The sequence below is a fragment of the Epilithonimonas sp. 33E genome (genome assembly GCF_059372615.1).
The window spans coordinates 3218525-3244296 of sequence record NZ_CM182009.1 but is presented as its reverse complement, the minus strand read 5'-3'; the positions used below and the strand labels follow the sequence as shown (position 1 = coordinate 3244296).

The window sequence follows — 25772 nt, the reverse complement described above, 5'->3', positions numbered from 1 at the left end:
CACTCATCAATTATCATTTATTTTTAAGTAATGTTAAACATCAATCAACTCAACAAAGAATTCGAAAGCCGTGTAAGATTAGGCATTATGTCCGTTCTGATGGTCAACGACTGGGTTGATTTTACCGAAATGAAAAATCTGCTGAATGCCACTGATGGAAATCTGGCAAGTCACAGTTCCGCTCTCGAAAAAGCTGAATATATAGAAATCAAAAAAGAATTCGTAGGCAAAAAGCCAAAAACATCTTACCGTGTCACACAAAAGGGTAGAGATGCTTTCAAAGAACATATCAATAACTTAGAGAAACTGTTGGGAAGATAACTCCCGTTTTTTTTTGAAAATGAACTTTGTAATTCAAAGAACTTTATAATTAATAACCACAAAGAACACAAATATCTTCACAAAGTGCACGATTGAAAGCTTTCAATTTTATAAATACGAAAAAAAAATAGTGCTCTTTGTGCAAAAACCTTGTGAACCTTGTGTTTAAAATAAAAACCTATGACCAGAAAATCATTCATCAAAAAATCATTACTCGCAACAGCAGGATTATCGTTATTCTACAGTTGGCAAATTGAACCGTTTATGTTGGAGTTTGTCAAACAAGATTTACCAATCAAAAATCTACCTTCAAGTCTACATAACAAAGTCCTGATGCAGATTTCAGACTTGCACGTTGGTAACAGATTCGATTATAATTATTTGATCGATTCCTTCAAAAAAGCTAAAATTTACAAACCTGATTTTGTGGTTTACACCGGCGATTTTGTCTGTTGGGAAGATAATGCTGAACAATTTGAACAATTGAAAACTGTAATGAAAGAAGCAATTCTTGGAACTCTGGGAACTGTAGCAATTCTTGGCAATCACGATTACGGCGCAGAATGGAGAGAAGAATATGTTGCGGATGAGGTTTCAAAAATATTGACAAATTCTAAGATCCAAGTTCTTCGGGATGAAAAAGTGAATTATTCTGGACTTAATATCTATGGTTTTGAAGAATTGTGGGGCAACAATTTTCATCCTGAAAATTTAACAAAAACTATTAATCAGGACGAAGCTAATCTCATTCTTTGCCATAATCCCGATGTTTGCGATTTGGATGTCTGGAATAATTATAAAGGCTGGATTTTATCCGGACATACACACGGTGGACAGTGTAAGCCGCCTTTTCTCCCGCCATTGATTTTGCCTGTAAAAAATAGAAAATATACTTCCGGAATCATCGATTTGGAAGATGGACGAATGCTTTATATCAATCGCGCCCTCGGACATTCTTATCAGGTCCGGTTCAATTGCAGACCGGAGATTACATTGTTCACACTTAAATCGATATAAATTTAACCACAAAGAACACAAATGTCTTCACAATGTGCACGACTGAAAGCCTTCAATTTTATAAATACGAAAAAAAAAATAGTGCTCTTTGTGCAAAAACCTTGTGAACATTGTGTTTAAAAATAAAATAAATAAAAAAACATTTCTCAATTATGAAAAAACATCATCTCATCTTCCTCACAGTTTTGGCAGTTATCATTCTCTTTTACAAAGAGTACATTGCGCTCAATCTGGGAATCTTCGGGATTTTCCTGAGCATTCTGACTTACATTCAAACTAAAACAGAATTCAAGAACCGAACATTTCTCACACTTTTTGTAACCTCTATTTTCTCATCACTAGCTTTTGCCTGGTTTGGTGATGCTATATCGTTTGTTGCTGTTTTCATCTCACTTTTTTTATTGAGATTCAGAGGAACTTATCCGAAACTAAAACCATTTCTATATATTGAAGTTCTATTGTTGAATCTCTTCACATTCTTGGGAAGAGTTTTCAACATAGAGCAATGGTACGAGAAATCCAGAGAGAGAAGTTTTGCAAAAAAACTCATCGCCATTGTTCTCATCCCTGCGTTTTTTATCACAATTTTCTTTTTCATTTACGCTTTTGGGAGTGACCATTTTGCTAATATATTTAAAGATTCTGAGCTTGAGTTTCAGCCTTTAACTTTTATTGTCTTGGCAATAGCCGGATTTTATATCGGTTTTATTTTCTGGAATTTCGGAGTGGAAAGATTTATTTTCAAACAAAACAGATATTTGAATGATGATTTTTCTGGCTTAGTCAAAATTCAAAAACCAACATTTTCCTTCCTGGATATCGATTCCGAAAGGATCAGCGGACTGATTTCTTTTTCTGCGCTTAATATTTTGCTGTTGATTTTCATTGTCACTTACAATTACGAACAGTTTTTCGAAATCACAAAATCGGCCGATAGCTTGAGTGCTGAAACGCACGAACGTGTCAACGCTGTGATAATGTCAATTGTGATGGCGATTCTCGTTATATTATTTTATTTCAAAAAAGGATTTAATTTTGATGAAAAAGCAAAATCACTTAAGATTTCAGCTAAAATCTGGATTGTTCTGAATGCTGTTTTGGTCATCTCAGCTTCCCTTAAAAATTCAGAATACATCATCAATTATGGTTTGACTTACAAACGTCTCGGTGTTTATGCTTTCCTGGCAATGGCTTTGATCGGATTGATTTTTACTTTCATTAAAATCCAAAAAAAGAAGACCAATGCGTTTCTTTTCAACAAAATGTTTTGGGCGTGTTATGGCTTGATTTTGGTTTGCAGTTACGTCAATTGGGGTGGAATTATCACTGCAAACAATATCAAGCGAAAGGATTTTGCTGACAATTACCACCTGGTTTCCATCAATTACAATGAGAAAACTTTGCTGGACTATGCTGAGAAAACCGGAAATCTCGAAATGAAAAATAAACTCCAGGAAAGAATTATGTCTTATCAAAAAGAAACTTTTCTTTCAAAAATTTTATATTATGAAACAATTAATATCGAAAAACCAAAAAGTAAATAGTTTAAAATATTTGGCATTAATTCCACTGTTTTTGGTCGCCTGTAAAAAAGAACCGGAAATCAAAGAACAGAAAGTAGATACTGTTACCACAATTGAAAAACCGGTGGATTCACTATCAACCATTTTGAAGACCGAAAAAGAATCGAATCAAAATATCGTAACCGTCGACGCATCAAAAATGCCAATTCGTCTCAATCTCCAAATCAAAAATCCGGATGACCAACTGATTTTAAAATTAGAAAATCTCAACCAAGCCAAAATCAATGGTTACATCAAAACAGAAAAGCCAATGAATTTGAGATTCAATCAAATCCGAATGCCGGACAATACCTTCGACGGACCATTTGGACAAACTATAGAATATGAAACCAAACAAAAAGGCGAGTACTGGCTGATATTGGCCAAAAGCAATATGGCAGAAGGCACGCCGGTCGGTAAGTTTTTTGTCAAAATAGAATAAACAAAAAAGTATCTCACGTGAGATTCTTTTTTATTTTAAACTTTGGATTGCTAATTTATAGCCTTTCATCCCAAATCCGGAAATCACAGCATCACAACTTTCCGCGGTTACGGATTTTTTTCGGAATTCTTCACGTTTGTAGATATTGCTGATGTGAACTTCAACTTTAGGTTTGCCAATGTTCTTAAGGCAATCTGAAATCGCATAAGAATAATGGGTAAAAGCACCTGGATTAATAACTACAGCTTCGAAATCATCTTCCTGCAAACGATTGATTAATTCTCCCTCAATATTGGATTGGTAATATAAAATTTCGTCAGTGTTAAATTCTGTTCTTAGTTCGTTCAGATAATCTTCCATAGAAACAGAGCCGTAGATTTCTGGTTCACGTGTTCCAAGTAAGTTAAGATTAGGTCCGTTGATGATTAGGATTGTCATAGTTTCAAATAATGATCAAATATAATAAAAATAAAAAACCTTCAGAATGACTGAAGGTTTTTCAAGTAGCCCGTAGGGGAATCGAACCCCTCTTACCAGAATGAAAATCTGAGGTCCTAACCGATAGACGAACGGGCCAAGTTAATTTTCTATGTTTGCTTCAGATCTATTATTCCCATAAATAAACAGATTCTAAATGTTTTAAAAAAAATACCTCCAGAAAATTAGTGAAGGTATTTTAAGTAGCCCGTAGGGGAATCGAACCCCTCTTACCAGAATGAAAATCTGAGGTCCTAACCGATAGACGAACGGGCCAGACTCTTATTTAAGCTAAGCTGTTAACGTGCTTAGTTAATTTACTTTTTAAGTTAGCCGCTTTGTTTTTGTGGATAATATTTTTCTTAGCTAATTTATCCAACAAAGAGATTACTTTTGGAAGTTGCTCAGCAGCAACAGTTTTATCCGCTTCATTTCTTAATACTTTCAAAGCTGTTCTAGCAGTTTTGTGGTAGTATCTGTTACGAAGTCTTCTTACCTCGTTTTGTCTGATTCTCTTAAGTGCTGATTTATGATTTGCCATATCGTTCAAATGTGGGTGCAAAGATAAAAACTATTTTTTAATTTGCAAACTTTTTAAAAAAAAATTAAAATTTATTTTGCCTTGATCGAGCTGATTTATGATTTAGAATCATTTTTGATTATGAAGATATAGTACTCTTCATTCCTCTTTTAAGACGCTGCAAAAGTATAGATTTTTTTTAAAATTCAAAATGTTTTTTTGATATTTTTTAGACTTTGATTCCGGATATAAAAAATGAAAGTTATCATCGATAACTTTCATTTTTTTTTTTCAATAGTAGCCTATAGGGGAATCGAACCGCTGTTGCAAGAAAGAAAATCTTGAGTCCTAACCACTAGACGAATAGGCCATTATATTTCAGTCTGCAAAAGTATGGACTTTATATTTTTTCTGCAACAGTTTTTATCTATTTCAGCTTTTTCTCAATAACCGTGTTGGTGATTCCTTTCCCTTCAAGCTCCTTTTGAGCTTTGACGGCGTCTTCCAAAGTTTTGTATTTGCCATTTGTATAGTAGAATATTCCGTTTTCTTTTGTTCTAACAATATCCGGAAGTGATTTCAAAATGACAGATTTTGAATCCAGTTTGTCTTTTCCGGTGTAAACTTCAATTGTATAATAGCCTATTCCAAGTGCCTGATTCGGAACAAAGCTGATTGATATAGCATTACGGAATCCTGCATCTTTTGCTGTTTTTAGATTTGTATCTCTTACTGATGCATAGTTGGTTGTTCCGTAATAGTATTTATAAGCTCCGTTTTCCTTGATTGGTAAAATGTATTTGAGTCCTTTAAGAGCAGGGTCATCATCATTATATTTGGTAGGTGTGCTCATTAATAGAATCCTGAAATCATTTTTTAATGGCTGCTCAACAGGTTTTTCAGGCTCTGGTTCCTTCACATTTCTGTCAACCATTTTCTTATAACTTGTAATAGCGTTGAAGATGCTTTCCGCAATGGCTTGCTGGCCTTCTTCTGTGGAAATATAATGAGCGTCATCATAGTTATTGACAAAACCCGTTTCTATAAGAATAGATGGCATTGCATTCATTCTCAGGACGTGTAGATTCTCTTGTTTTACACCTCTGGACAATCTTTTATCTTTTTTTACAAAATTTTCTTCTACCAGTCCGCCAATAATAAGGCTGGCTTCCAGATATTTGCTTTGTTGGATTTTAAGTGCAATCAGAGATTCCGGAGAGTTTGGATTGTATGATGCAAAGTTTTCTTTATCTTTTTCGTCTAAAAAGATTACGTCATTTTCCGCTTTTGCAACATCCAGATTAGCTTTGTTTTGATTAGGGCCTTGCACAAATGTTTCTGTTCCTTGCGCAGTTGCACTTTTACTCGGAGAAGAATTAACATGGACAGAAATGAACAGATCCGCCTTGCTTCTATTCGCAAGATCTGTCCTGTAAGTTAAGGAAGGATATTCATCAATCTTTCTGGTGTAAATGACTTTATAATCCTTGTTCTTTTCCAGCATTCTTCCAAGTTTCAAAACAACGCCCAGCGTTACATTTTTCTCCTGAACGGCTCCGATGTCGCTATAATATCTGTTAGCTCCAATGTCACTCCCACCATGACCGGCATCTAAAACTATAGTGAATTTTTTCTGTGAAAAGAGATTACTACACGTAATAAAAAGTGTTAATAGAAAAAAAAATTTTTTATAAAATATCGGGGTAGTCATTTTAATCTTTAAAATTTAATTAATTTTGAACCCAATTTCAGAATGACTGCATTGGCTCGAAGTATTTTCAAAAATATATTACTAATTTTAAATATCCTAATTTTTAACAATATTTTATCACAAACCGTGCCTCAAAATATTGATAAAAAAGCTGGTGTTCAGGATACTTTAAAAGTATCCAGAGATTCCGTATCTGTAAAAAAAGATACAATCTTACCAAAAGAGCAACTGGATGATGTCGTCAAGACAAAAGCCGAATATAAAAGTAGCTCATCCATATCTAACAAACAAACATTTCTTAATAAAAAGGCTCAGATCATTTATCAGGATATGCAGATAGATGCAGATTACATCAGGATAGATTGGGATACCGGCAAGATCTATGCAAGAGGTGAACAGGATGAGAAAGGGAGGATTACTGTTCCCGCAGTAGCAACACAAGGAGGCAAAAAATACGAGTACAACGAAGTCATCTATAATTATAAGACCAAACAGGCCATTGCTTTCAATGCAAGAACTGAAGAAAGCGAAGGTGTGATCGTTGCGGAGAAAACTAAAAAATATAATGACTCGGTTTTCTTTATGAGAAAGGCGATTTATACGACAGATGAATATTTTCTGAAGAAAAAAGATTCGCTTCCGGATTATCATATGTCTGCACCGAATATCAAATTAATCAAAGGTAAAAACAGCTCACAGCTTGTGACAGGGCCGATCCAGATGTATATAGAACAGGTGCCGACACCTCTGATTATGCCTTTCGCCATTCTTCCTTTTTCAGATAAAAGATCTGCCGGGATTTTGATTCCGAGTTTTGGTGAGCGTCAGGATGTCGGATTCTTTTTGAATGGATTGGGTTATTATCAGCCGATTGGAGATCATTTCGATTTGAAAATTTTGTCTGATATCTATACAAAAGGCAGCTGGAACCTAAAACCGGAACTTAACTATCTTAAAAAATATAGATATTCCGGGAACTTTGCCGCGGATTATGGTTATACAGTTCGGGGCATAAAAGGTCTTGATAACTACTCCAAAACAAAAACATTCCGGATTGCCTGGCGACATTCTCAGGATTCTAAGGCTAATCCGTATTTTACCTTCAATGCGAGTGTGGATATTGTCAGCAGTAAGTTCTATAATAATACGGTTAATAACAACTATATTTTTAATCAGAATGTTCTTAACACGACTCAAACGTCAAGAGTTAACGTTACCAAAAGATTTCTGAATCTCCCTGTGACGATAAGTGCCAGTGCAGCTTATAATCAGAATTTTGCAACAGGGCTTACAGACTTGCGACTGCCGGATATGACAGTGGCGATTAATCAATTCTATCTATTCAAACCAAAAACGGGTGTCAGAACAGGATTATTGGAAAATATCAATGTGAATACGGGACTGGCACTAAGTAATTATGTGACAACAACAGAAGATAAGCTTTTCAAAAAGGAGATGTGGGATGAGTTGAAAACTGGAGCGAAAAACAATATTTCGATCTCGACGAATACAACGTTAGCCAAGTTTTTTACATTCTCGCTGAGTGCCAATGCAGATAACGTTTTGACAACCAAAACGCTCGAGAAGAGCTATAATCCTGTTACCAATGTTGTGGAAGATAAATATAACAAAGGGATTGCCGGCTATTCAACATTTTCAACCAGTGCAAGTCTGCAGACAATCTTGTATGGTCAGAAGAATTTTGCTAAAAACTCTCCTATTGTTGCCATCCGTCATATGGTAACCCCGAGTTTCAGTTTTACTTATTCCCCTGATTTTGGTGACAGGAGTTGGGGCTATTTCAAAAATTATTCTAATGCGAGAGGTGAGATGACACCTTATTCTATTTTTGATAACGGAATTTACGGAGCGCCATCTTCGGGTCTTACACAAAGTATTGGATTCAACATTGCGAATAATCTTGAAATGAAGGTAAAGTCCAAAACCGACTCTACCGGCGTTAAAAAGGTCAAGATCTTTGAAAATCTTAATATCTCCGGAGGCTATAATTTTGCTGCAGAAAAATATAAGTGGTCAGTTTTCAGCGTTAATGCACAATCATCTTTCTTTAATAATAAACTGAATGTCAATTCCAGCCTGACGATCGAACCTTATGAAATTGTTTTTACCGATGGTAGTGATGTTGGTGTGAGAACAGAGAATTTCGGACACTTTAGCTTACAGGGATTCAATGTTCAGTTATCTTATCCTATGAGTGAGGCTATTTTTGGCAAGAAAGAAGAATTATCCAAGATATATAAAAAGAAAGGAGAGATAAGGAATGAAAATTATTATTTCGATGATGATAATTATTCCCATTACCAGCCAACCTGGACTCTGAACGTGAATGCTAACTATGCCTATACAAGAGGTCTTACAAGAACAGCTAACAAGGTTGCTACTGTTGGTCTGGACGGAAGTATAAAACTGACGCCGTATTGGAACATCAACGGAAGCACCAATTATGATATTGAGAAAAAAGTTTTAGGCTACACAAGATTAGGATTTTCCAGAGATCAGCGTAGTTTTACCATTACCTTCAACTGGGTTCCGTTTGGACAATATAAAGTTTACGATTTTTTCATCGGTATCAAAGCCAATATCCTGAAAGATGCGGTGAAATACAAGGAGAGAAGTTTTACCCAGCCGAACAGTACTTTTTAGGATTTAATGAAAATTTGTATAGTTTTGTAAAAATTTAATTTTTCTAATGAAAAAGATCATTCATACGTCAGAAGCGCCTGCAGCCATCGGGCCTTATTCACAAGCTTGTTTAGTCAACGGAACATTATACATCTCTGGGCAGATTCCTGTAGATCCCGAGTCCGGAAAACTGGTTGAGGGCATCGAAAAGGAAACGCATCAGGTGATGAAGAACCTGCAAGCTATCCTGAATGAAGCTGGAATGAGTTTTGATAATGCTGTAAAATCATCGATCTTTCTTAAAAGTATGGATGATTTTGCCGTTGTGAATGAGATCTACGCATCGTACTTTAGTAACGATCAGTTTCCTGCAAGAGAGACTGTGCAGGTATCTTGTCTCCCAAAAAATGTTGATGTAGAAATATCAATGATTGCATACAAAGACTAAATGAACTTTCTTAGGAATACATTAGGTGTTTTGGCTGGTTTAACGGTGGCCGCTCTCATTATCACATTCGGGATAAAGATCGATTCCGACTGGGTTACTTACAAGCAGTTTGCACCTTTTGATCATTGGGAAGCACTTCTCCAGTCGGTTGAGAAAAAAGATTCCTTTTTTGTGGCCTTACTGTTTTTCGGTGGCTTAGGTGTAACTTTTGGGGGCGTGGTTACGGCAATCATTGTAAAGTATGCTAAAGTCGCTTATGCCATTCTGATAGGCTTCATTATGCTTTTCATTGCGATGCTGGATATCATCATCTATCCCTATCATCCCGTTTTTTATAAGATATCGATATTCTTGATTTTCTTTCCCTTCTCCTGGATTGGTGGGAAAATCACCGAAGTTATCTACGAAAGACGAAAAAAACGAGCTAAACAATTACAACTAAAGAATAAGAAACCACAAGCCTAGACTTGTGGTTTTTATTTATTAGTCTTTTTAAAAAAAAGTATAATGTCACTTGTTAAAACTGTAGGCGGGCCTGAAAGAATGACAGGTAAACCTGCAAAAATAGCAGGCGAACCTGTGAAAATCATAGGTGTGCCTACAAAAAGGGTAGGCTGGGCTATTAAAATCATAGCTACGCCTGTAAAAATTATAGGCGAGCCTATCCAAAAGGTAGGCGAGCCTATGAAAGTAATAGGCGAACCATTCATAGAAGTAAGCTGGCCTGTTCAAAATAAAGCCCGCCCTGGATTTTGCAGGGCGGGCTTTGTTAGTGTATGGTTTAAATATTATTCTTTGTCCGGTGATTTATTATCATTGCCTTTGTTGGCAAACCTGCTGTTCCATGTATCCACATCTCTCATTGCCAGGTCCAGGGCAGTATCATTTTGTCTGGATATTTCCAGGTTAGATTTGTAACGGTCTGCCAGTTTCAAGATTTTGCAGAATCGCCATCCTGTTGCCTTCCAGGTTGCTGTAGTAATCCAGCAGCCCGTTAAGTTCCGCCGGGTTATCTGCACGGCTCAGCGCATCGGGGAATTGTGTTGCAATTCTTGATATTAACCGGGCATAGCCTTCTCTGCCTTCTGCCATGGTGCGCATGCCGGGTTTCTCGTCATCCGTAAGGTTGATCTTGTAAGGTGTTAGTGGTGTAAGTGCTCCGGTAATGGTTGCAGTGTAGGTATCCGTAACGGCTTTTGCCGGGATAGAAAGAATGAATTTTCTCATCTTTTGTGTTGTTTTTTTGATTAATTAATTGTTGATTATTTTTCTAAAGTAAAATTAAAAAGTTCTTTGATGTCTATTTCCAAGGCTTTGGAGATTTTTATAAGATTAAGTATTGATGTATTGATCTTTCCTGTTTCTATTCTTGTTATTTGAGATATCTCAATATCTAAAGTGAATGCAAGTTCCTTCTGCGTCATATTTTTAAGAAGCCTGATTTCCCGGATTTTAGCCCCGATACTTTTTAAGATTTTTGCATCCACTTCCTTCATACAACAAAGGTTGGATTTTAGTGTAAAATTTTAATAGGCAAATTTGCCTATTTTAAAAAATTGTTTTAGATTTGAAAAAAATATTATATTTAAAAACTTAAAAAAAACGCTTATGAAGAAAAAAAACTATGTATTGTGGTTTGCCTTTTGGGCACTCCTCCTTATCGGGTGCAGGCAAGATCATTTTCCCGAGGCTGAAAGTTACAATAACAATGGTAAGTTCCGGCTTACAAAGAAAACCGTATCCCTGGATAAGGCACAGCACAAAAATGCCATCTCAACTCTGATGGCTGAAACCGAAGCCAAAATCAAAACCAGATCCTCTCATACAGGCAAATCTTCTGCAGATGAAGATCTTTCTCTGGATACGGAAAACATCATCTATATGGAAAACGGATCCAATTATCATACGTACACCTTCCGTGTGATCAGCCAGGATCCGTCAGCAGATGTACAGAATCTGGTAATGAGTCCGCTTACTGATGGCTCCTATGAGAGATTCCTGGTAACCTATCATCTTACAGAAGCCGAAAAAACGGCTATTTCTCAGGATCAGTATGTTGATATTGCTGGTAAAATAAATATCGTTTATCTGGAAAATGACCAGATCCCTACCGAAACCAACAATAGCATGGGGTGTAAATGGGTAGAAGTAACACACATCCATGCCTGCAGCTCCAATGAACATGGGGAATGGAATATAGAAGAATGGGGAGAATGTGAAGCCAGTACCAAGCCCTATGTATATACCACGATGGTTTACCAATGCACGGAGCAGGAAGATCCGCAATCTCCTGGCGGAGGCGGAGGTGGCGGTACCGGAGGCGGAGGCGGTAGTGATACACCTCCAGCAACTAGTAACCCCTGCAATGGTGGCTCCGGTGGTGTAAACGACCAGCCCCAAAGCCCAAATACAACAGGAAGACAGAACTGCGGTGGCGTTCCTACAACTATTAATATCGTAAAAGAGACAGATCCTTGTACGAAAACAAAAGCACTTATGGTGAATAATGATGTTAAAGATGTCGTAAAAGACTTGAGGGATCATATTACCAGTGGGAAAGGAGGAGAAAAAGGCTATGGCATCAAAAAGAATGGCAAAGCTTCACCTACCACAGAAAACAGTGACCATAGCGTTAATTTTGGAGATCCTTCTTTATTAACAGGCGGTTATCATAATCATACCGGGACAAAGGTAGATATTTTTTCTTCGACAGATATTGCCACTTTGATAGAGATTGCAAGAAACCAGATAATGAGCAATGGGCTAAGTAATGCAAGCAATGCTTTTATGGGATTGGTAGCACCTAACGGTATACATTATGTTATAAGGTTTAATTGAAACCATGGTGATTTGCCCGCTAATCCTTTTTCAAACTTTGATATTGACGGGTGGAATATCCAGCAGACAATACAGATGTTCGAGATTATTAAAAAGAATGAATATTCGCAAACTGTTAATGGAAAAAAAGTATTAAATGATAAAGGATTGGAAAAGATTTTATTTACAACTTTGTCGAATATGGGAATTAGTGGAAAAGTAATATTGCAAAAAATGGATAACGATAGTAACGTTTTTACTATTAATCAAAATTCAGACGGAAGCACTTCACCAATACCTTGTCCATAATTTTAAAATTAACCATTATGAAAAATATAATAACATTAATATTTATTTTAATATTAACATCTTGCAAAGCGCAACAAACACTTCCATTGAATGAATCTGCAGATGGATCACCAAATTACACGTATTTTAAAGATTTCAACAACGAATTGGATTTATATGTAGGAAACTGGACAACCAATTTTCAAGGAAGTCTAATATTATTAAAAATTATTAAAGAAGTAAAACGTCCTTTCGTCATCGGAAATAAAACATTTTATAGGGATGCATTAATCGTAAAATACCAAATAAAAAATAACACTGGCAGTGTTTTGCAGGATACTTTAAATAATGATTATATACAAAATACTAATGTAAAAAATCTAATTATGAGTGTTGGGACAAATCTATTTGGAAGTAATGAAACCAACTTTGTTTATGCAGGAGGGAATTGCAGTGTAGGAAACGGGGAAATTACATTCAAGAAAATAGATAACACCCATTTTTATTGGAGCTATTATCCGGGCACTACAACAAGAAATGATATTACCTGTCCTCCAAACTTAGATTATACAATCTATCTGCCGGAAACGGAGAATCTTGTTTTTACAAAGCAGTAAAGAAAATAACCTCCTGTGAAAAAGGAGGTTTTTACTTTATAAGTTATGTTGATATTGCTGGTAAAATAAATATCGTTTATCTGGAAAATGACCAGATCCCTACCGAAACCAACAATAGCATGGGGTGCAAATGGGTAGAAGTAACACACATCCATGCCTGCAGCTCCAATGAACATGGGGAATGGAATATAGAAGAATGGGGAGAATGTGAAGCCAGTACCAAGCCGTATGTATATACCACGATGGTTTACCAATGCACGGAGCAGGAAGATCCGCAATCTCCTGGCGGAGGCGGCGGTACCGGAGGCGGAGGCGGTAGTGATACACCTCCAGCAACTAGTAACCCCTGCAATGGTGGCTCCGGTGGTGTAAACGACCAGCCCCAAAGCCCAAATACAACAGGAAGACAGAACTGCGGTGGCGTTCCTACAACTATTAATATCGTAAAAGATACAGATCCTTGTGAAAAAATAAAAGTGCAAAGAACAGACGATAATTTCAAAAATAAAATTGCAGATCTACAAGATAAAACAGGATTGAAAAAAGAAACTGGATATATCCAAAAATTTGGTGGTGATTATGATTATAAAGATAATGCAAGCGCAACGGATGACCATAATGCTCTGTCTTTGCCTCAGGCTTCAACGAATACCTATATTAAAGGATTTATGCACACCCATGTGAATGATTATACATATACAGATTTAGATGGTAATGAAGGAATAAGGAAGGGAATTAAAATTTTTTCGCCGGCTGATGTGTCCTATTTTATGGATCTGCTGAAAACTGCTCAAGATGCAACGAGACCTTTGGGAGACGTATATGCCGTAATGATATCCAACACCGCTAATTACCAGATTCGTTTTACTGGAAACCAATATCAGATTAAAACTTTTACCGATGCACAAAAGGATACTTTTAGAGATATGTATACTGATTTTATGAAAGATAGAATTGGTAATCAAAAAAATTAGAACTTGGATTTCTTTATTTCATTAGTGAGAAAATGAATTTGAAAGCAGTTAATTTGTATAGAATGAATACTGACGGAACAACTACTGAGATAAAACTGAATGCCGATAAGACGGATACAATAGAAAGCAATTGCTCAAACTAAAACAACCTATTATGAAATACTTATTTTTTATTTTAACCCTAATAACAGTTTCTTATAAAGCACAGACTGTATCACTGGAAACTGCTGCTCAGTGTAGAGCAACATCAAATTGTCCAGATTTTAAATTTATAGAAGACTCTAATAATTCTCTTGACAAGTATATAGGAACATGGAAAGGAAATTATAATGGAAAAGTCTACGAACTTCAATTCAAAAAAGGCATTTATGAAGATACCTTTATAAAAAAAGATAGATTAATAGGAAGAATTAGAATAAAAGATTCTAGCAGCAATATAATCTACGATACTTTTAATGAAACTGACGATATGAAAACTAGATTTAAAGGTGATAACTTTCAGCCTGATTTAAAAGCCTATATAGTATATTTTGTAGGCGATACACCAAAGGGCTGTATCAATTATGGGACGGTATACTTGAAAATAAAGCCGGAAACTCCAAACCAGATGAGCATATTTTATTGGTCAGAAGATGATATTGTAGAGGGTACTTGTCCTGCTAGTTTTACAAAAACATTTCCGGAGAAGAAAACAATTAATTTAACCAAACAGTAATGCAAATAAAAAAGATTTTAGTTTTTTTGCTTATCTGTCTTATAAACAATTTGGTGCTTGCACAAAGAATATCCAATAATGTTACAAAATATTATGAGTTTGAACTTTGTGATTCTCCATATACAATTTCTATATTTAAAAGCAAAAAAAATAAATTTTGGGGATTTGTTGATGTTGATTTAGAAAAAAAGAGGAAAAACAGCACGTACAAAAAAATTAAGAGTCGAATTAAAATAAATCCTATGAATACGCAGAAGATATTTGTTGAACTAAATAAAGCGCAGATAGATTCTGTTACTAGCAATTATGATGACGACAGCCTTACTGTTTTGGACGGAGATTATCTCGCTATTAAGATTTTAAGAAATAAAAAAATTGAAAAAATTGTTATTGAAAATATCTATCCGGTAAGTTCAAATGTGATAGAAAAGACACCTCTGAGAATTAAAGTCCAGAATTGGTTAACTATATTGGATAATGAATTAAATTTAAAAAATATGTTGTCGAATATAAAATCAAAATTAAAAAAAGGGACTTACTGCTATAGTGCTGGTGCAATATACACTAACTGCATTGATATAAAATAATCTGTATATGGAAATGAAAGTAGGAATTCCCAACAATGATGCTTTATTCTAAATTGATGAAAATTGGATAAGGCTTATTCAAAATTATGAAAATTAAAATTGTAATATTATTAATGTTTATGATTCAATTATTTGAATCTCAAAGGATTAAAAAAATTGAATTTGAACACTCTAATGCTATTATAATTGGGAGTGAAATCAATATAACTTTTGAACCAATCAAAAATAATAAGAAGCAAAAGATAAAGGTTATTATTATAAAAGATAGTGAAAAATTAGTTTCCAGAATCTCCAAAGAAAAATTTATGATTATATCTGATGCGATTCGTAAAATGGATACTATAAATGACAAAGATACGATTGATGTTATAGGTAATTTTTTAGATCCTTCATCCAGTATTATAAGTATTTATGATGACAAACAAAATAAGAAATCATTTTACGTAGAGAATCTCGGCAAAAAATCTCAGTACAATGATAAACAAAAAGATTTTTGGTATGCCGCAAAATTAATAATTGAAGCTGCAAAATTAAGAATGGAAGATTTAATTGATTATAGATAGTACTCTGTATTAATGAATGCCATAAATTAATAATTACAATACTTAATTGAAATAATAAAAAACCACAAGCCTAGGCTTGTGGTTTTTTGTTTAGTAATAGTTAGTTTATGTTTAGTATTAATAAGCTGTTTCGTGGACTTTCACAGCGCGTCCGCTTGGGTCGTTCATCTTTTTGAAGGCTTCATCCCATTCCAAAGCAACCGGCGTTGAACAAGCCACAGAAGGAACAGAAGGAACACAGCTTGCCGCAGAATCGCTTGGGAAATGTCCTTCGAAGATTGTTCTGTATCGATATTCTTCCTTACTCATTGGCGTATTAATAGGAAATCGGAATTTTGCATTCGTCATCATTTCATCTGTAACCTCGTCTTCTGCGATTTGCTTCAATGTGTCGATCCAGGAATAACCAACACCGTCACTGAATTGCTCTTTCTGTCTCCATGCAATGCTTTCCGGTAAAATATCTTCAAAAGCTTTTCTCAAAACCCATTTTTCCATTCTTTCCGGCGTTACCATTTTATCTTTTGGATTGATGGTCATTGCCACATCCATAAATTCTTTATCAAGAAAAGGAACTCTTCCCTCGATGCCCCAAGCCATCAGAGATTTGTTGGCTCTTAAGCAATCATAAAGATGAAGTTTACCTAATTTTCTTACTGTTTCTTCGTGGAAAGCCTCAGCAGAAGGTGCTTTGTGGAAGTATAAATAACCACCGAACAATTCATCTGAACCTTCGCCTGACAGAACCATTTTGATTCCCATTGATTTTATCACTCTTGCCAGAAGATACATCGGCGTAGAAGCTCTGATGGTTGTCACATCATAAGTTTCCAAATGATAAATAACGTCTTTTATTGCATCCAAACCTTCCTGGACGGTATATTTAATCTCATGGTGAACGGAACCGATGTGATCTGCTGCTTTTCTTGCCGCAGCTAAATCCGGCGAACCTTCCAATCCCACAGCGAAGCTATGTAATCTCGGATACCACGCTTCTTGTGTATCACCACTTTCGATTCTTTGCCTTGCGAATTTTGCTGTTACAGCTGCAATAATTGTTGAGTCCAGACCACCGGAAAGCAAAACACCATAAGGTACATCACTCATCAGCTGTCTGTGGACAGCCTCTTCCAATCCTTTTCTGATAGCAGAGATATCCGTTGCGCTATCTTTTACATTTTCAAACTCTTCCCAGTCTCTTTTGTACCATTGCTGTAATTCTTGTCCGTCTTTGCTATAAAGAAAGTGCCCAGGCAGGAATTCTTCAATTTTATTGCAAACACCTTCTAATGATTTCAGTTCGGAAGCTACATAGAAACTTCCGCTTTTATCCCAGCCCATATATAAAGGAACGATACCCATATGATCTCTGCCAATCAGGTAAGCATCGTTTTCTTCGTCATATAATGCAAAAGCAAAAATTCCATTTAATTTTTCCAGGAAATTTTTTCCATCTCTCTTATATAAAGCCAAAATAACTTCACAGTCGGACTGAGTTAAAAATTCATAATCAGGGAATTCTTTTCTCAGCTCCTGGTGATTATATATCTCACCGTTAACAGCCAAAGCCACTTTTTTATCTTTTGTAAATAATGGTTGTTTCCCCGAAGTCGGATCAACAATAGCCAGTCTCTCGTGAGAGAAAATAACATTGTCGTGTTGATAAATTCCTGACCAATCCGGGCCACGATGTCTAATCTTTTTAGACATTTCTAATATTTGAGGTCTTATAACTTCATTTTTTTGTTTGGTGTCAAACACGCATACAATTCCGCACATCGTTTTTAGTATTTAATATTTAGATTAAAATTATGATGCAAACATAAGTTTATTAATTTAAATTTAAAATTTTTTTTATGATTTGATTTAAAAAAATAATTTAATTTGTTTATTTGCGGTAATATATTCTTATTGTTCGTTTTAAAAATAGATTTTGCTTGATTTTTTTATATTTGATTACTGAAAAGATTTCTTTTTTTATTTTGATTAATAAAAAAATATAATATACGTTAAATAAGTTTATATTTTCATATTATTTTTAGTCGTTGATAATAAATATTTAACTCAGTGAAAGAAAGTTCGATTTTTTAATGTAATTTATAAAAAAATGTACGATTTTTGTATCGAAAATTGTATTGTAGATGCAGCAGTGCATTTATAATTTTTTTCATCATTTGTGTTTTTGCCCTCTTATTTATAGTAAGAGGGTTTTTTATTTTATATGATTTTGCTAAGCCGTATATATAGTATAACTTTGTAAATAATCTAAAAAAAGTAAAAAATATGTCAACTTACGTAGTTGTAGGTCTCCAGTATGGAGATGAAGGAAAGGGTAAAATTACGGATGTTTTATCTGCAAAATCGGATTATGTTGTTCGTTTTCAGGGTGGTGATAATGCAGGGCACACGGTTTATGTTGGAGATGAAAAATTCGTTCTGCATCTTTTACCGTCCGGGGTTTTGCAGTGTAAAGGAAAATGTATCATTGCTAATGGTGTAGTGGTAAATCCCAAAGCATTCATCAAAGAGATTGAGCAGATCGAAAGTAAGGGTTTGAAGACCGATCATGTCTTTATAAGCAGAAGGTCTCATGTTATAATGCCTTACCATATTTTATTAGATACCTACAGAGAAGAAGAACAGGGCGGAACACAGATTGGAACAACTAAAAAAGGAATAGGACCTTGTTACGAAGATAAAATAGCAAGAGTTGGAATCAGAATGATAGACCTTCTGAATCCAGATGTGCTGAAAGAAAAAATCGAGAAAAATTTAAAAGTAAAAAATTCTCTTTTTGAAAAGTATTTCGAAAAGCCGGGATTGGACGTTGAGGAGATTTATCAGGAGTTTTTGGCACTTGGAGAGAAATTAAAGGACAGAATTGTTGATACTGAATTAGAAATTAATGAAGCAATCAATGAAGGGAAGAATATCTTGTTTGAAGGTGCCCAAGCTTTAATGCTGGACATTGATTTCGGAACTTATCCATTTGTAACTTCTTCTTCGCCGTCCACAGGTGGTGTTTGTACAGGAGCGGGTGTTCCTCCGACTGCTTTGCAAAATCTTATTGGTGTTGCGAAAGCATATACCACAAGAGTTGGAAATGGCCCTTTTCCTACAGAACTGGACAATGAACTCGGAGAAAAAATCAGACAGATAGGTTTTGAGTTTGGAGCTACAACAGGAAGGCCAAGAAGGACAGGCTGGTTGGATTTGGTCTCTCTTAAGCATGCTTGTATGATTAACGGTATTAATAACTTGGTAATTACTAAGCTGGATGTTCTTACAGGTATACATCCTTTGAAAATTGCTACAAAATATAAAACCGAAGACGGGAAAATTATAGATTATTTTACTTCTTCCACTACCAAATTATATGATTACGAACCGATCTATGAGGAACTGGAAGGTTGGAACGAAGATATCACAAATGCAAGAACTTATGATGAACTTCCTGACAATGCGAAGAAATATATCGAGTTTATAGAAGAGCATCTGGGGATTAATGTATATTTGGTTTCTGTAGGACCGGAGCGTTCTCAGAATATTATCAGAAAGGAACTCTTCTAAACATATTACATTTTTATAAAAACAAAATCCGAAGCCATCAGCTCCGGATTTTTTTATTTGTGCTTTTGTGTTTTTTAAAAAAGAAATGCTAATAAATTGATTTCTTTTCAAGTTTGAAAATTGCAGCGATTTCAAACATTTGTGATTTAGAAAAATTTGTGTTTTTATTTCAGTGTCATTTGACGATGCAATAATATAAATTCTCAAAGTCAATCAAAAATATTTGTACACTTACTTATACTCATTGATTTTAGAAATTCACTTTGTTTATCTAATGTGTTGATATATAGTATTGTTTATTTGTAAAATAGCTTTAAAAATTATTGATAATATAAAGATTTATGTCTGTTTCAGTAGAAATATTTAGCTTTCTTCTGATACGGTATTTCTTGTTTTCAATTGCTCTTACGGTAGAATTAGTGGCTGTCGCTATTTCTTTTGTAGTAAGATTCAGTTTCAATAATGCACAAACTTCCAATTCAGAAGAAATAACATTAGGAGCAGCATTTAAAATTTTATCGAAAAAATCTGGAAACTGCGATTTGAAATAAGTAATAAAAAGAGAGTTTTTACTCATTGCAAGGTCATACAATTCACCAGAGAAATTAATTTTATCAGTTTTCTGAATCATAGCATTCAGCCTTTCCTTTTCAATGTAATATTTTACAAGTACTTTTTCCTTTCTGTAAATAAAATACATCCCGATAAAAGTGCAGAATGTGATCTCTATGATCTTATATATTCTCACATACCATTCTTCCAGATCGGTGAGATGTTGAGTGGAAAATCTGTTGAGATAATAATCGGTTGTTACATTAGTTAAAAACCAGGCTAAGTAAGAAACAATCAGGAAAACAATAATCCATCTGTCTTTTATGTAATCAAAGAAAAATGCTACAGCAATTGTTAAGGAGACGTATGATAAATAGTTCATACAGCCTTTTCCGGAAACGGTATCGAAATAAAAAATCATTATTCCCAAAAAAAAGAACAGCAGCATGAGTAGTTTTGTGTTGAATCTGATTCTGTCAGGCCATAATAACGTACTTAACATAAAAAGAGTAAAACTGCCAAATATTACACAGTTTATATAATATTTAAGAATAACATTTAGAATTAAGTTACACAACAACAAAAATACAAGAGTAAGTGTGTACACGTCAAACAAAATACTTTTCTCATATTCCATTTCATTTTTTGCGAGATCTCTTTTCTTGATTATTATAGACTTTATATAGTTCATATATAAGCTGTGTTTTATGCAGTCTAATTTATTTAAATTAACACATAAAACCTAATAAAATTCGACATTTTGGAATTGATTATATTAATTTATTTAGTTTGATTTTTATTTTGGTATCATAATTGAAATCAGATTATACGTAATTCACATTTTGTGAAAAAATGATAGATTATGAAAAATTTATTTTTAACAGGAGCAATCATCATTTTATTATTTACATCTTGTAACAAAGATGAAAAGATACAGACTGCATCCTTAGAACAACAAAAATTGGATTATCAAGCAAGACAGATTGATATAGAGAAACAAAAGCTGGCAATCGAAAAAGAAAAAATCAATTTCGAAAAACAAAAAGACAGCCTTAACAAAGTAGAAGCAGAAAAAGCTAAAAAGCAAGTACAGGTAAAAGAAAGAGTGGTTTACAGAGATTCACCTAGAAGATCATCCGGAACTTATGCGGGAACATCTTCTTCCGGATCATCCGGAACAGCTGCCTCTACAGGTACAACTGCAACTCAGAAAAAAGGATGGAGTAGCGCCGCAAAAGGTACTGTTATTGGTACAGTTGGAGGTGCAGCAGCCGGAGCCATTATTTCCAAAAAGAATCCTGGTCTTGGAGCTGTAATTGGAGGTATTGCGGGTGGTGCAACCGGTTATACTATCGGTAGAGCAGAAGATAGAAAATCTGGTAGAGTACAGAAGTAAAAAATTTCTTCATATATATTTTAACACGGAAAGATTGCTTATTTTTGGTAAGCAATCTTTTTTATGCTTATAATTCTCAAAACTCTTCTGATATTTTTACTGGCCAATTTTGGTAATGGAATTATCGCAATTAAACTACTTAAAATTAAGTGTAAAAGTTTTGCGTTAATTTCTCTTTTAGGAATTTTAAGCATGGCGTTTTTACAGACAGTTTTAGCTTTTTTCTTTCCGTTGAATTTTTATGTGGAAATTGCTTTTTTGATTGCAGGAGTTGTTGGATTAGTATTATTTTTAAAAGAAAAAGATTTTACTCATTTTGAATTCAAAAAAAACAGCAATTTCTGGTTTTACTTTTTTATTGTACTAATTATTTTTGTTGGCTCTTTTTCGCCTTATTTGTATGACAATTACAGTTATTACGTTCCAACTATTACTCTCCTCAAACAAATTGGCTTTGTAAAAGGAATTTCAAATCTGGATTTGTTATTAGGGCAAACCTCTTTCTGGCATATTTATCTCGCCGGATTTTCAAATTTAAACGATGGTTTTTTAAGGATTAATGTTTATTTATTGATCTTATTCTTGATTTACATTTACGAAAGAAAGCAATGGGTTTTGTTTCTTTTTATTCCCTTTTTCTTAATTTTTATTCAGCAGCCGAGTCCGGATTTGCCAACATTTATCATTGCTCTAATTGTTCTGAATGAATTACTAAATAACACCAACAAAAAATCACTTTTATACCTTTCCATATTTGTATTCTGTATAAAACCGACAATGTTTTGGTTACCATTATTGATTGTTTTGGAAAGTATTTATAAAAGAAATTTCAAATTTCAAATGTTAATTCCGATTTTGGCTTTTGGTATTTTATTTATCATTAAAAATATCTGGCTTTTTGGCTTTCCTGTTTTTCCTGTTTCAGCTGTTGATTTTAATTTATCTTGGAAACCGAGTCAGGAGATTCTGACCTATTCTTCACAAATTGGGCTAATGAAATCTTACGATATGCATTATTCTTATCAGCAGATCATGGATTTTAATTTTTTGGAAAGAATCGATTACTGGTTTACAATTGGATTGAAATCAGTTTTCAATTTTTTAATTGTATTAAGTATTTTTATTTTAGGATTTTTAGCTTTTAAAAAGAAAGAGAAATTTTTTACATTACTTTTCATTTGTGTTTTATTGAAGTTTATTTTGATTATTGTCTTTTCAGCTCAGTATCGATTCTTTATTGATATCTATCTGATTGTATTATTTCTGATTCTCAAAGATATTTCCGAAGAAAAAGCGGTCTTTGTTTCTGTATTTTTATCCGTTTTTATTTCCATTATTTTCACTTTGCCAGGTTTTGTCAAAGGTCAATTTAATATGGGAAAATGGATGTCCGGTTTTCAGATGTCACAGTTGATAAAACCAACGGAATTCAAATCAGAAAACCCCAAATCTTATCAGTTAGGAAACCTCAAATTTCACGCTACGAAGGAACTGATTTATAAAACTCAATTTCCGGCGATGTCACTTTATTGGCTGAAAACTTATCAATATTATAATGTTTTTCCTCAAATTTCAGAAAATGGATTTATCCAGAAAAAGTTGACTGAAAAAGAGAAAATGGAGCTAAAAAAAATCATCAATGATTTGGAAAATACCAAGCCTTGATTACTTTAAATTTTCTCTATCTTTGAATATCATTTTTTAATTATTAATTCAGAACAATGCCCGATTTTTTACATCCCGATAAAGACAATTATTCCGATGACGATTTGATTCAGGAAGAAAAAATCCGTCCGCAGAGTTTCAGAGATTTTGCCGGGCAAAGAAAAACGCTGGATAATCTGGAAGTTTTTGTGGCCGCCGCTAAAAATCGTGGTCACGCCCTGGATCACGTTCTTCTCCACGGTCCGCCGGGTTTGGGGAAAACAACACTGTCGCATATTATCGCCAACGAATTGGGTGTTAATTGTAAAATCACTTCAGGTCCGGTTCTCGATAAGCCAGGAAGTTTGGCAGGGTTGCTTACCAATCTTGAAGAAAATGATGTCCTTTTCATAGATGAGATTCATCGTTTGTCGCCGATTGTAGAAGAATATCTGTATTCTGCAATGGAAGATTATAAAATTGATATCATGCTGGAAACAGGTCCCAATGCACGTTCTGTACAAATCGGTCTCAATCCGTTTACCTTAATTGGTGCAACTACACGAAGCGGAATGCTGACCAAACCAATGCTCGCAAGATTCGGAATCCAAAGCCGGTTAGAATATTACACCATTGAACTTCTTGGAATGATTATCGAAAGAAGCGCTCGCGTTTTAGGTGTGAAAATCTATGAAGATGCAGCACTGGAAATTGCAAGAAGGAGCCGAGGCACACCAAGAATTGCCAATGCACTTTTGCGTAGAGTTCGTGACTTTGCAGAAATCAAAGGCAATGGAGAAATCGAAATCGAAATCACAAAGTTTGCATTAAACTCGTTGAATGTCGATGAGTTTGGTCTGGACGATATGGATAACAAAATTATGCGTGTAATGATAGAGAATTTCCGTGGCAAACCGGTCGGGATTTCTGCATTGGCGACTTCTATCGGTGAAAATCCGGAAACTTTGGAAGAAGTTTACGAACCATTTTTGATTCAGGAAGGGTTTATTATCCGTACACCACGAGGTAGGGAAGTAACGGACAAAGCCTATAAACATCTGAAAATTTCCAGACCGAAAAATCCGGGTGAATTGTTTTAATATCAATTATTAAAAGTCACTACATTAGATTTGGGCAGCTTATCCGCCCTCCGTTCCCGCTTTTTTCTTTTTGAAAAAAAGAAAAAGAGCTCCACTCAGGTCGGGCTGCTGCAATTCGGTGTTTGCAATTCGACTTAATTTCTTATATTAGTAAAAAACAAAAACTCTTATGAAATCACTTTCCGGGATATCATTTTTGATTAAATGTGAAGCCTTGGTGATTGCATATGGCAGATAAAAATAATAAATAACTACGTATGAAACTCTATCCAATCCAATGTGGAAAATTCAAATTAGATGGTGGTGCAATGTTTGGTGTTGTTCCAAAAGCGCTTTGGGAAAAAACAAATCCGGCTGACGAAAAAAACCTTATCGAACTAGGAACACGTTCCCTTTTGGTAGAAGATGGCAAAAAATTAATCCTTATCGATTGCGGACTTGGAGACAAACAGGACGAAAAATTCTTCGGGCATTACTCACTTTGGGGTGATGATACATTGGATAAAAATTTAAAAAAATTCGGATTTGTAAGAGAGGATATTACAGATGTTTTTTTGACGCATCTTCATTTTGACCATTGTGGAGGAGCGGTAGAATGGAATGGTGATAGATCCGGTTACAGACCGGCATTTAAAAATGCGAATTTCTGGACCAACGAAAATCATTGGAAATGGGCAACAGAACCGAATCCAAGAGAAAAAGCAAGCTTCCTGAAAGAAAATATTTTTCCGTTGGAAGAAAGCGGGCAACTGAATTTTTTACCATTGCCAACAACCGGTAATTATGGGTTTGCTCCCGATTTGAAAATGGATGTGATTTTTGTTGATGGACACACGGAAAAACAAATGCTTCCGGTTCTTCAATATCAGGAAAAAACAATTGTTTTTGCAGCAGATTTGATTCCGACGGCTGGGCATGTTCCGCAAGTGTATGTGATGGGCTATGATACAAGGCCGCTGTTAACGTTGGAAGAAAAAGGAAAATTCCTAAAACAATGCGTAGATAATGATTACCTGTTGTTTTTTGAACACGATGCCCATAACGAATTGGCAAGTTTGAAAATGACGGAAAGAGGTGTGAAATTAGACCAGACTTTTAGTTTTAATGAAGTTTTTGGATATTAAATAAATTATGGAAATACAAGATATTAATCAAAATCAGGAAGAAGATGTTCCCATACCCAAGATTATTGGATTAACAGGCGGAATTGGTTCCGGAAAAACATCAGTCGCGAAATTATTGGAGGAAAAAGGTTTTCCTGTTTATTATTCGGACGATGAGGCGAAAAATATAGTTAATAAAGATTCGGCTTTAAAAGAGAAAATCATCGAGCTTTTAGGTATTGAGGCTTATATTGATGGTGTTTATAACAGAAAGTATGTTGCTGAAAAAGTCTTTAATAATTCTGAACTTTTGGAACAATTAAATCATCTGATTCATCCGGCTGTAAGAATCGATTTTGAAAATTGGGTCGAAGCTCAGAATTCTGAATATGTTTTCAAAGAAACAGCGCTTCTTTTTGAACTTAAACTAAATCAACAATGTTACAAATCCCTTCTGATTACTGCAGATGATAATCTCAGAATCAAAAGAACGATGGACAGAGATGGCAAAACCTATCGTGAGGTAGAAGCTATCATTCAAAAGCAAATGCCGGAAAAAGAGAAATGTAAATTAGCGGATTACATCATTTATAATAATTCTGATTTTGAAAGTTTACGGATAGCAACAGAAGCTTTTATTGAAGAACTTGAATAAAAATATTTACTTTATAAAAACAAAATCCCCGAATCCAAGATTCGGGGATT

Annotated in this window: 28 protein-coding genes and 3 tRNA genes; 21 read left to right on the top strand and 10 right to left on the bottom strand. The window is 34.7% G+C overall.

The annotated features are described in order from the left end of the window. Positions 1-30: 30 nt before the first annotated feature. The 4 genes from AC5P2S_RS14840 (at position 31) to AC5P2S_RS14825 (ending at position 3342) form a co-directional block, all read left to right on the top strand. Positions 31-321: a winged helix-turn-helix domain-containing protein gene (locus tag AC5P2S_RS14840; RefSeq protein ID WP_248874359.1), complete on the top strand. Its 291-nt coding sequence runs from the start codon at positions 31-33 to the stop codon at positions 319-321. A 180-nt stretch (positions 322-501) separates the two neighbouring features. Continuing rightward, positions 502-1338: a metallophosphoesterase gene (locus AC5P2S_RS14835; RefSeq protein WP_494555428.1), complete on the top strand. Its 837-nt coding sequence runs from the start codon at positions 502-504 to the stop codon at positions 1336-1338. Positions 1339-1490: 152 nt separating this feature from the next. Further along, positions 1491-2882: a DUF4153 domain-containing protein gene (locus tag AC5P2S_RS14830; RefSeq protein WP_494555427.1), complete on the top strand. Its 1392-nt coding sequence runs from the start codon at positions 1491-1493 to the stop codon at positions 2880-2882. Then, on the top strand, positions 2845-3342 hold the full coding sequence (locus tag AC5P2S_RS14825) for a hypothetical protein (protein ID WP_494555426.1): 498 nt from the start codon (positions 2845-2847) through the stop codon (positions 3340-3342). Before AC5P2S_RS14830 ends, AC5P2S_RS14825 begins: the two co-directional genes overlap by 38 nt. A gap of 30 nt (positions 3343-3372) precedes the next feature. Here AC5P2S_RS14825 and aroQ read toward each other — a convergent pair whose 3' ends face one another. The 6 genes from aroQ to AC5P2S_RS14795 form a co-directional block, all read right to left on the bottom strand. Further along, positions 3373-3780, bottom strand: coding sequence for a type II 3-dehydroquinate dehydratase (aroQ, locus tag AC5P2S_RS14820; RefSeq protein WP_283416901.1), 408 nt, complete (start codon positions 3778-3780; stop codon positions 3373-3375). A gap of 66 nt (positions 3781-3846) precedes the next feature. Beyond that, positions 3847-3918 (bottom strand) — tRNA-Glu (locus tag AC5P2S_RS14815). A gap of 105 nt (positions 3919-4023) precedes the next feature. Continuing rightward, positions 4024-4095: transfer RNA gene (locus tag AC5P2S_RS14810), tRNA-Glu, on the bottom strand. A gap of 10 nt (positions 4096-4105) precedes the next feature. Then, positions 4106-4360 carry a 30S ribosomal protein S20 gene (gene rpsT / locus AC5P2S_RS14805; protein ID WP_120212569.1) on the bottom strand — a complete coding sequence of 85 codons (255 nt, stop codon included), beginning with the start codon at positions 4358-4360 and terminating at the stop codon, positions 4106-4108. A gap of 277 nt (positions 4361-4637) precedes the next feature. After that, positions 4638-4709 (bottom strand) — tRNA-Glu (locus AC5P2S_RS14800). A 57-nt stretch (positions 4710-4766) separates the two neighbouring features. Beyond that, entirely contained in the window at positions 4767-6050 is a 1284-nt protein-coding gene (locus tag AC5P2S_RS14795; protein ID WP_494555425.1) for an N-acetylmuramoyl-L-alanine amidase family protein, read from the bottom strand. Positions 6051-6092: 42 nt separating this feature from the next. On the opposite strand from AC5P2S_RS14795, the gene AC5P2S_RS14790 reads away from it, so the two are divergent. The 4 genes from AC5P2S_RS14790 to AC5P2S_RS14775 are packed head-to-tail and all read left to right on the top strand — an operon-like array spanning position 6093 to position 10059. Beyond that, the gene (locus AC5P2S_RS14790; protein ID WP_283416903.1) at positions 6093-8714 is read left to right on the top strand and encodes a putative LPS assembly protein LptD; all 2622 of its coding nucleotides are present in this window, start codon (positions 6093-6095) and stop codon (positions 8712-8714) included. Between the two features lie 46 nt (positions 8715-8760). After that, complete coding sequence (locus tag AC5P2S_RS14785) at positions 8761-9141, top strand: RidA family protein (protein ID WP_494555424.1); 381 nt, start codon at positions 8761-8763, stop codon at positions 9139-9141. Continuing rightward, a complete protein-coding gene (locus tag AC5P2S_RS14780; protein WP_283416905.1) occupies positions 9142-9606 on the top strand; it encodes a hypothetical protein in 465 nt (154 codons plus the stop codon). It begins immediately after the preceding gene. A gap of 42 nt (positions 9607-9648) precedes the next feature. Beyond that, the gene (locus AC5P2S_RS14775) at positions 9649-10059 is read left to right on the top strand and encodes a hypothetical protein (protein ID WP_494555423.1); all 411 of its coding nucleotides are present in this window, start codon (positions 9649-9651) and stop codon (positions 10057-10059) included. Here AC5P2S_RS14775 and AC5P2S_RS14770 read toward each other — a convergent pair. Both AC5P2S_RS14770 and AC5P2S_RS14765 read right to left on the bottom strand, forming a co-directional pair. Next, positions 10048-10368: a hypothetical protein gene (locus tag AC5P2S_RS14770; RefSeq protein ID WP_494555422.1), complete on the bottom strand. Its 321-nt coding sequence runs from the start codon at positions 10366-10368 to the stop codon at positions 10048-10050. The two genes, AC5P2S_RS14775 and AC5P2S_RS14770, sit on opposite strands and share 12 nt — an antisense overlap. Positions 10369-10403: 35 nt before the next feature. Continuing rightward, positions 10404-10637, bottom strand: coding sequence for a helix-turn-helix domain-containing protein (locus AC5P2S_RS14765; protein WP_494555421.1), 234 nt, complete (start codon positions 10635-10637; stop codon positions 10404-10406). 112 nt (positions 10638-10749) lie between these two features. Here AC5P2S_RS14765 and AC5P2S_RS14760 point away from each other — a divergent pair, with 112 nt between their 5' ends. From AC5P2S_RS14760 to AC5P2S_RS14730, 7 genes are all read left to right on the top strand, one after another. After that, the gene (locus AC5P2S_RS14760; protein ID WP_494555420.1) at positions 10750-11979 is read left to right on the top strand and encodes a hypothetical protein; all 1230 of its coding nucleotides are present in this window, start codon (positions 10750-10752) and stop codon (positions 11977-11979) included. 12 nt (positions 11980-11991) lie between these two features. After that, positions 11992-12267 (top strand): hypothetical protein, encoded by a 276-nt coding sequence (locus tag AC5P2S_RS14755; protein WP_494555419.1) that lies wholly within the window; start codon positions 11992-11994, stop codon positions 12265-12267. 17 nt (positions 12268-12284) lie between these two features. After that, the gene (locus AC5P2S_RS14750) at positions 12285-12863 is read left to right on the top strand and encodes a DUF6705 family protein (protein WP_494555418.1); all 579 of its coding nucleotides are present in this window, start codon (positions 12285-12287) and stop codon (positions 12861-12863) included. 119 nt (positions 12864-12982) lie between these two features. Then, a complete protein-coding gene (locus AC5P2S_RS14745; RefSeq protein WP_494555417.1) occupies positions 12983-13837 on the top strand; it encodes a hypothetical protein in 855 nt (284 codons plus the stop codon). A 154-nt stretch (positions 13838-13991) separates the two neighbouring features. Next, a complete protein-coding gene (locus AC5P2S_RS14740) occupies positions 13992-14552 on the top strand; it encodes a DUF6705 family protein (protein WP_494555416.1) in 561 nt (186 codons plus the stop codon). Next, a complete protein-coding gene (locus AC5P2S_RS14735; protein WP_494555415.1) occupies positions 14552-15139 on the top strand; it encodes a hypothetical protein in 588 nt (195 codons plus the stop codon). Before AC5P2S_RS14740 ends, AC5P2S_RS14735 begins: the two co-directional genes overlap by 1 nt. Before the next feature lie 86 nt (positions 15140-15225). Then, a complete protein-coding gene (locus AC5P2S_RS14730; RefSeq protein WP_494555414.1) occupies positions 15226-15702 on the top strand; it encodes a hypothetical protein in 477 nt (158 codons plus the stop codon). A 117-nt stretch (positions 15703-15819) separates the two neighbouring features. Here AC5P2S_RS14730 and asnB read toward each other — a convergent pair whose 3' ends face one another. Next, complete coding sequence (asnB, locus tag AC5P2S_RS14725) at positions 15820-17481, bottom strand: asparagine synthase B (protein WP_494555413.1); 1662 nt, start codon at positions 17479-17481, stop codon at positions 15820-15822. 504 nt (positions 17482-17985) lie between these two features. On the opposite strand from asnB, the gene AC5P2S_RS14720 reads away from it, so the two are divergent. Continuing rightward, positions 17986-19272, top strand: a complete 1287-nt coding sequence (locus tag AC5P2S_RS14720; RefSeq protein WP_494555412.1) for an adenylosuccinate synthase — start codon at positions 17986-17988, stop codon at positions 19270-19272. 313 nt (positions 19273-19585) lie between these two features. Here AC5P2S_RS14720 and AC5P2S_RS14715 read toward each other — a convergent pair whose 3' ends face one another. Then, positions 19586-20245, bottom strand: a complete 660-nt coding sequence (locus AC5P2S_RS14715) for a helix-turn-helix transcriptional regulator (RefSeq protein WP_283416914.1) — start codon at positions 20243-20245, stop codon at positions 19586-19588. Between the two features lie 441 nt (positions 20246-20686). Here AC5P2S_RS14715 and AC5P2S_RS14710 point away from each other — a divergent pair, with 441 nt between their 5' ends. The 5 genes from AC5P2S_RS14710 (at position 20687) to coaE (ending at position 25722) form a co-directional block, all read left to right on the top strand. After that, positions 20687-21220: a glycine zipper domain-containing protein gene (locus AC5P2S_RS14710; protein WP_494555411.1), complete on the top strand. Its 534-nt coding sequence runs from the start codon at positions 20687-20689 to the stop codon at positions 21218-21220. A 63-nt stretch (positions 21221-21283) separates the two neighbouring features. Then, a complete protein-coding gene (locus AC5P2S_RS14705) occupies positions 21284-22885 on the top strand; it encodes an LIC_10190 family membrane protein (RefSeq protein WP_494555410.1) in 1602 nt (533 codons plus the stop codon). A 56-nt stretch (positions 22886-22941) separates the two neighbouring features. Beyond that, complete coding sequence (gene ruvB, locus AC5P2S_RS14700; protein ID WP_120212581.1) at positions 22942-23964, top strand: Holliday junction branch migration DNA helicase RuvB; 1023 nt, start codon at positions 22942-22944, stop codon at positions 23962-23964. 257 nt (positions 23965-24221) lie between these two features. Further along, positions 24222-25088: an MBL fold metallo-hydrolase gene (locus AC5P2S_RS14695; protein WP_494555409.1), complete on the top strand. Its 867-nt coding sequence runs from the start codon at positions 24222-24224 to the stop codon at positions 25086-25088. Between the two features lie 52 nt (positions 25089-25140). Beyond that, complete coding sequence (gene coaE / locus AC5P2S_RS14690) at positions 25141-25722, top strand: dephospho-CoA kinase (RefSeq protein WP_494557038.1); 582 nt, start codon at positions 25141-25143, stop codon at positions 25720-25722. Positions 25723-25772 lie beyond the last annotated feature (50 nt).

What these genes read in the sequence shown, in the direction of transcription:
- AC5P2S_RS14840 (WP_248874359.1), top strand. Translation starts at nt 31, where the DNA reads ATGTTAAACATCAATCAACTCAACAAAGAATTCGAAAGCCGTGTAAGA.
- AC5P2S_RS14835 (WP_494555428.1), top strand. Translation starts at nt 502, where the DNA reads ATGACCAGAAAATCATTCATCAAAAAATCATTACTCGCAACAGCAGGA.
- AC5P2S_RS14830 (WP_494555427.1), top strand. Translation starts at nt 1,491, where the DNA reads ATGAAAAAACATCATCTCATCTTCCTCACAGTTTTGGCAGTTATCATT.
- AC5P2S_RS14825 (WP_494555426.1), top strand. Translation starts at nt 2,845, where the DNA reads ATGAAACAATTAATATCGAAAAACCAAAAAGTAAATAGTTTAAAATAT.
- aroQ (WP_283416901.1), bottom strand. Translation starts at nt 3,780, where the DNA reads ATGACAATCCTAATCATCAACGGACCTAATCTTAACTTACTTGGAACA.
- rpsT (WP_120212569.1), bottom strand. Translation starts at nt 4,360, where the DNA reads ATGGCAAATCATAAATCAGCACTTAAGAGAATCAGACAAAACGAGGTA.
- AC5P2S_RS14795 (WP_494555425.1), bottom strand. Translation starts at nt 6,050, where the DNA reads ATGACTACCCCGATATTTTATAAAAAATTTTTTTTTCTATTAACACTT.
- AC5P2S_RS14790 (WP_283416903.1), top strand. Translation starts at nt 6,093, where the DNA reads ATGACTGCATTGGCTCGAAGTATTTTCAAAAATATATTACTAATTTTA.
- AC5P2S_RS14785 (WP_494555424.1), top strand. Translation starts at nt 8,761, where the DNA reads ATGAAAAAGATCATTCATACGTCAGAAGCGCCTGCAGCCATCGGGCCT.
- AC5P2S_RS14780 (WP_283416905.1), top strand. Translation starts at nt 9,142, where the DNA reads ATGAACTTTCTTAGGAATACATTAGGTGTTTTGGCTGGTTTAACGGTG.
- AC5P2S_RS14775 (WP_494555423.1), top strand. Translation starts at nt 9,649, where the DNA reads ATGTCACTTGTTAAAACTGTAGGCGGGCCTGAAAGAATGACAGGTAAA.
- AC5P2S_RS14770 (WP_494555422.1), bottom strand. Translation starts at nt 10,368, where the DNA reads ATGAGAAAATTCATTCTTTCTATCCCGGCAAAAGCCGTTACGGATACC.
- AC5P2S_RS14765 (WP_494555421.1), bottom strand. Translation starts at nt 10,637, where the DNA reads ATGAAGGAAGTGGATGCAAAAATCTTAAAAAGTATCGGGGCTAAAATC.
- AC5P2S_RS14760 (WP_494555420.1), top strand. Translation starts at nt 10,750, where the DNA reads ATGAAGAAAAAAAACTATGTATTGTGGTTTGCCTTTTGGGCACTCCTC.
- AC5P2S_RS14750 (WP_494555418.1), top strand. Translation starts at nt 12,285, where the DNA reads ATGAAAAATATAATAACATTAATATTTATTTTAATATTAACATCTTGC.
- AC5P2S_RS14745 (WP_494555417.1), top strand. Translation starts at nt 12,983, where the DNA reads ATGGGGTGCAAATGGGTAGAAGTAACACACATCCATGCCTGCAGCTCC.
- AC5P2S_RS14740 (WP_494555416.1), top strand. Translation starts at nt 13,992, where the DNA reads ATGAAATACTTATTTTTTATTTTAACCCTAATAACAGTTTCTTATAAA.
- AC5P2S_RS14735 (WP_494555415.1), top strand. Translation starts at nt 14,552, where the DNA reads ATGCAAATAAAAAAGATTTTAGTTTTTTTGCTTATCTGTCTTATAAAC.
- AC5P2S_RS14730 (WP_494555414.1), top strand. Translation starts at nt 15,226, where the DNA reads ATGAAAATTAAAATTGTAATATTATTAATGTTTATGATTCAATTATTT.
- asnB (WP_494555413.1), bottom strand. Translation starts at nt 17,481, where the DNA reads ATGTGCGGAATTGTATGCGTGTTTGACACCAAACAAAAAAATGAAGTT.
- AC5P2S_RS14720 (WP_494555412.1), top strand. Translation starts at nt 17,986, where the DNA reads ATGTCAACTTACGTAGTTGTAGGTCTCCAGTATGGAGATGAAGGAAAG.
- AC5P2S_RS14715 (WP_283416914.1), bottom strand. Translation starts at nt 20,245, where the DNA reads ATGATTTTTTATTTCGATACCGTTTCCGGAAAAGGCTGTATGAACTAT.
- AC5P2S_RS14710 (WP_494555411.1), top strand. Translation starts at nt 20,687, where the DNA reads ATGAAAAATTTATTTTTAACAGGAGCAATCATCATTTTATTATTTACA.
- AC5P2S_RS14705 (WP_494555410.1), top strand. Translation starts at nt 21,284, where the DNA reads ATGCTTATAATTCTCAAAACTCTTCTGATATTTTTACTGGCCAATTTT.
- ruvB (WP_120212581.1), top strand. Translation starts at nt 22,942, where the DNA reads ATGCCCGATTTTTTACATCCCGATAAAGACAATTATTCCGATGACGAT.
- AC5P2S_RS14695 (WP_494555409.1), top strand. Translation starts at nt 24,222, where the DNA reads ATGAAACTCTATCCAATCCAATGTGGAAAATTCAAATTAGATGGTGGT.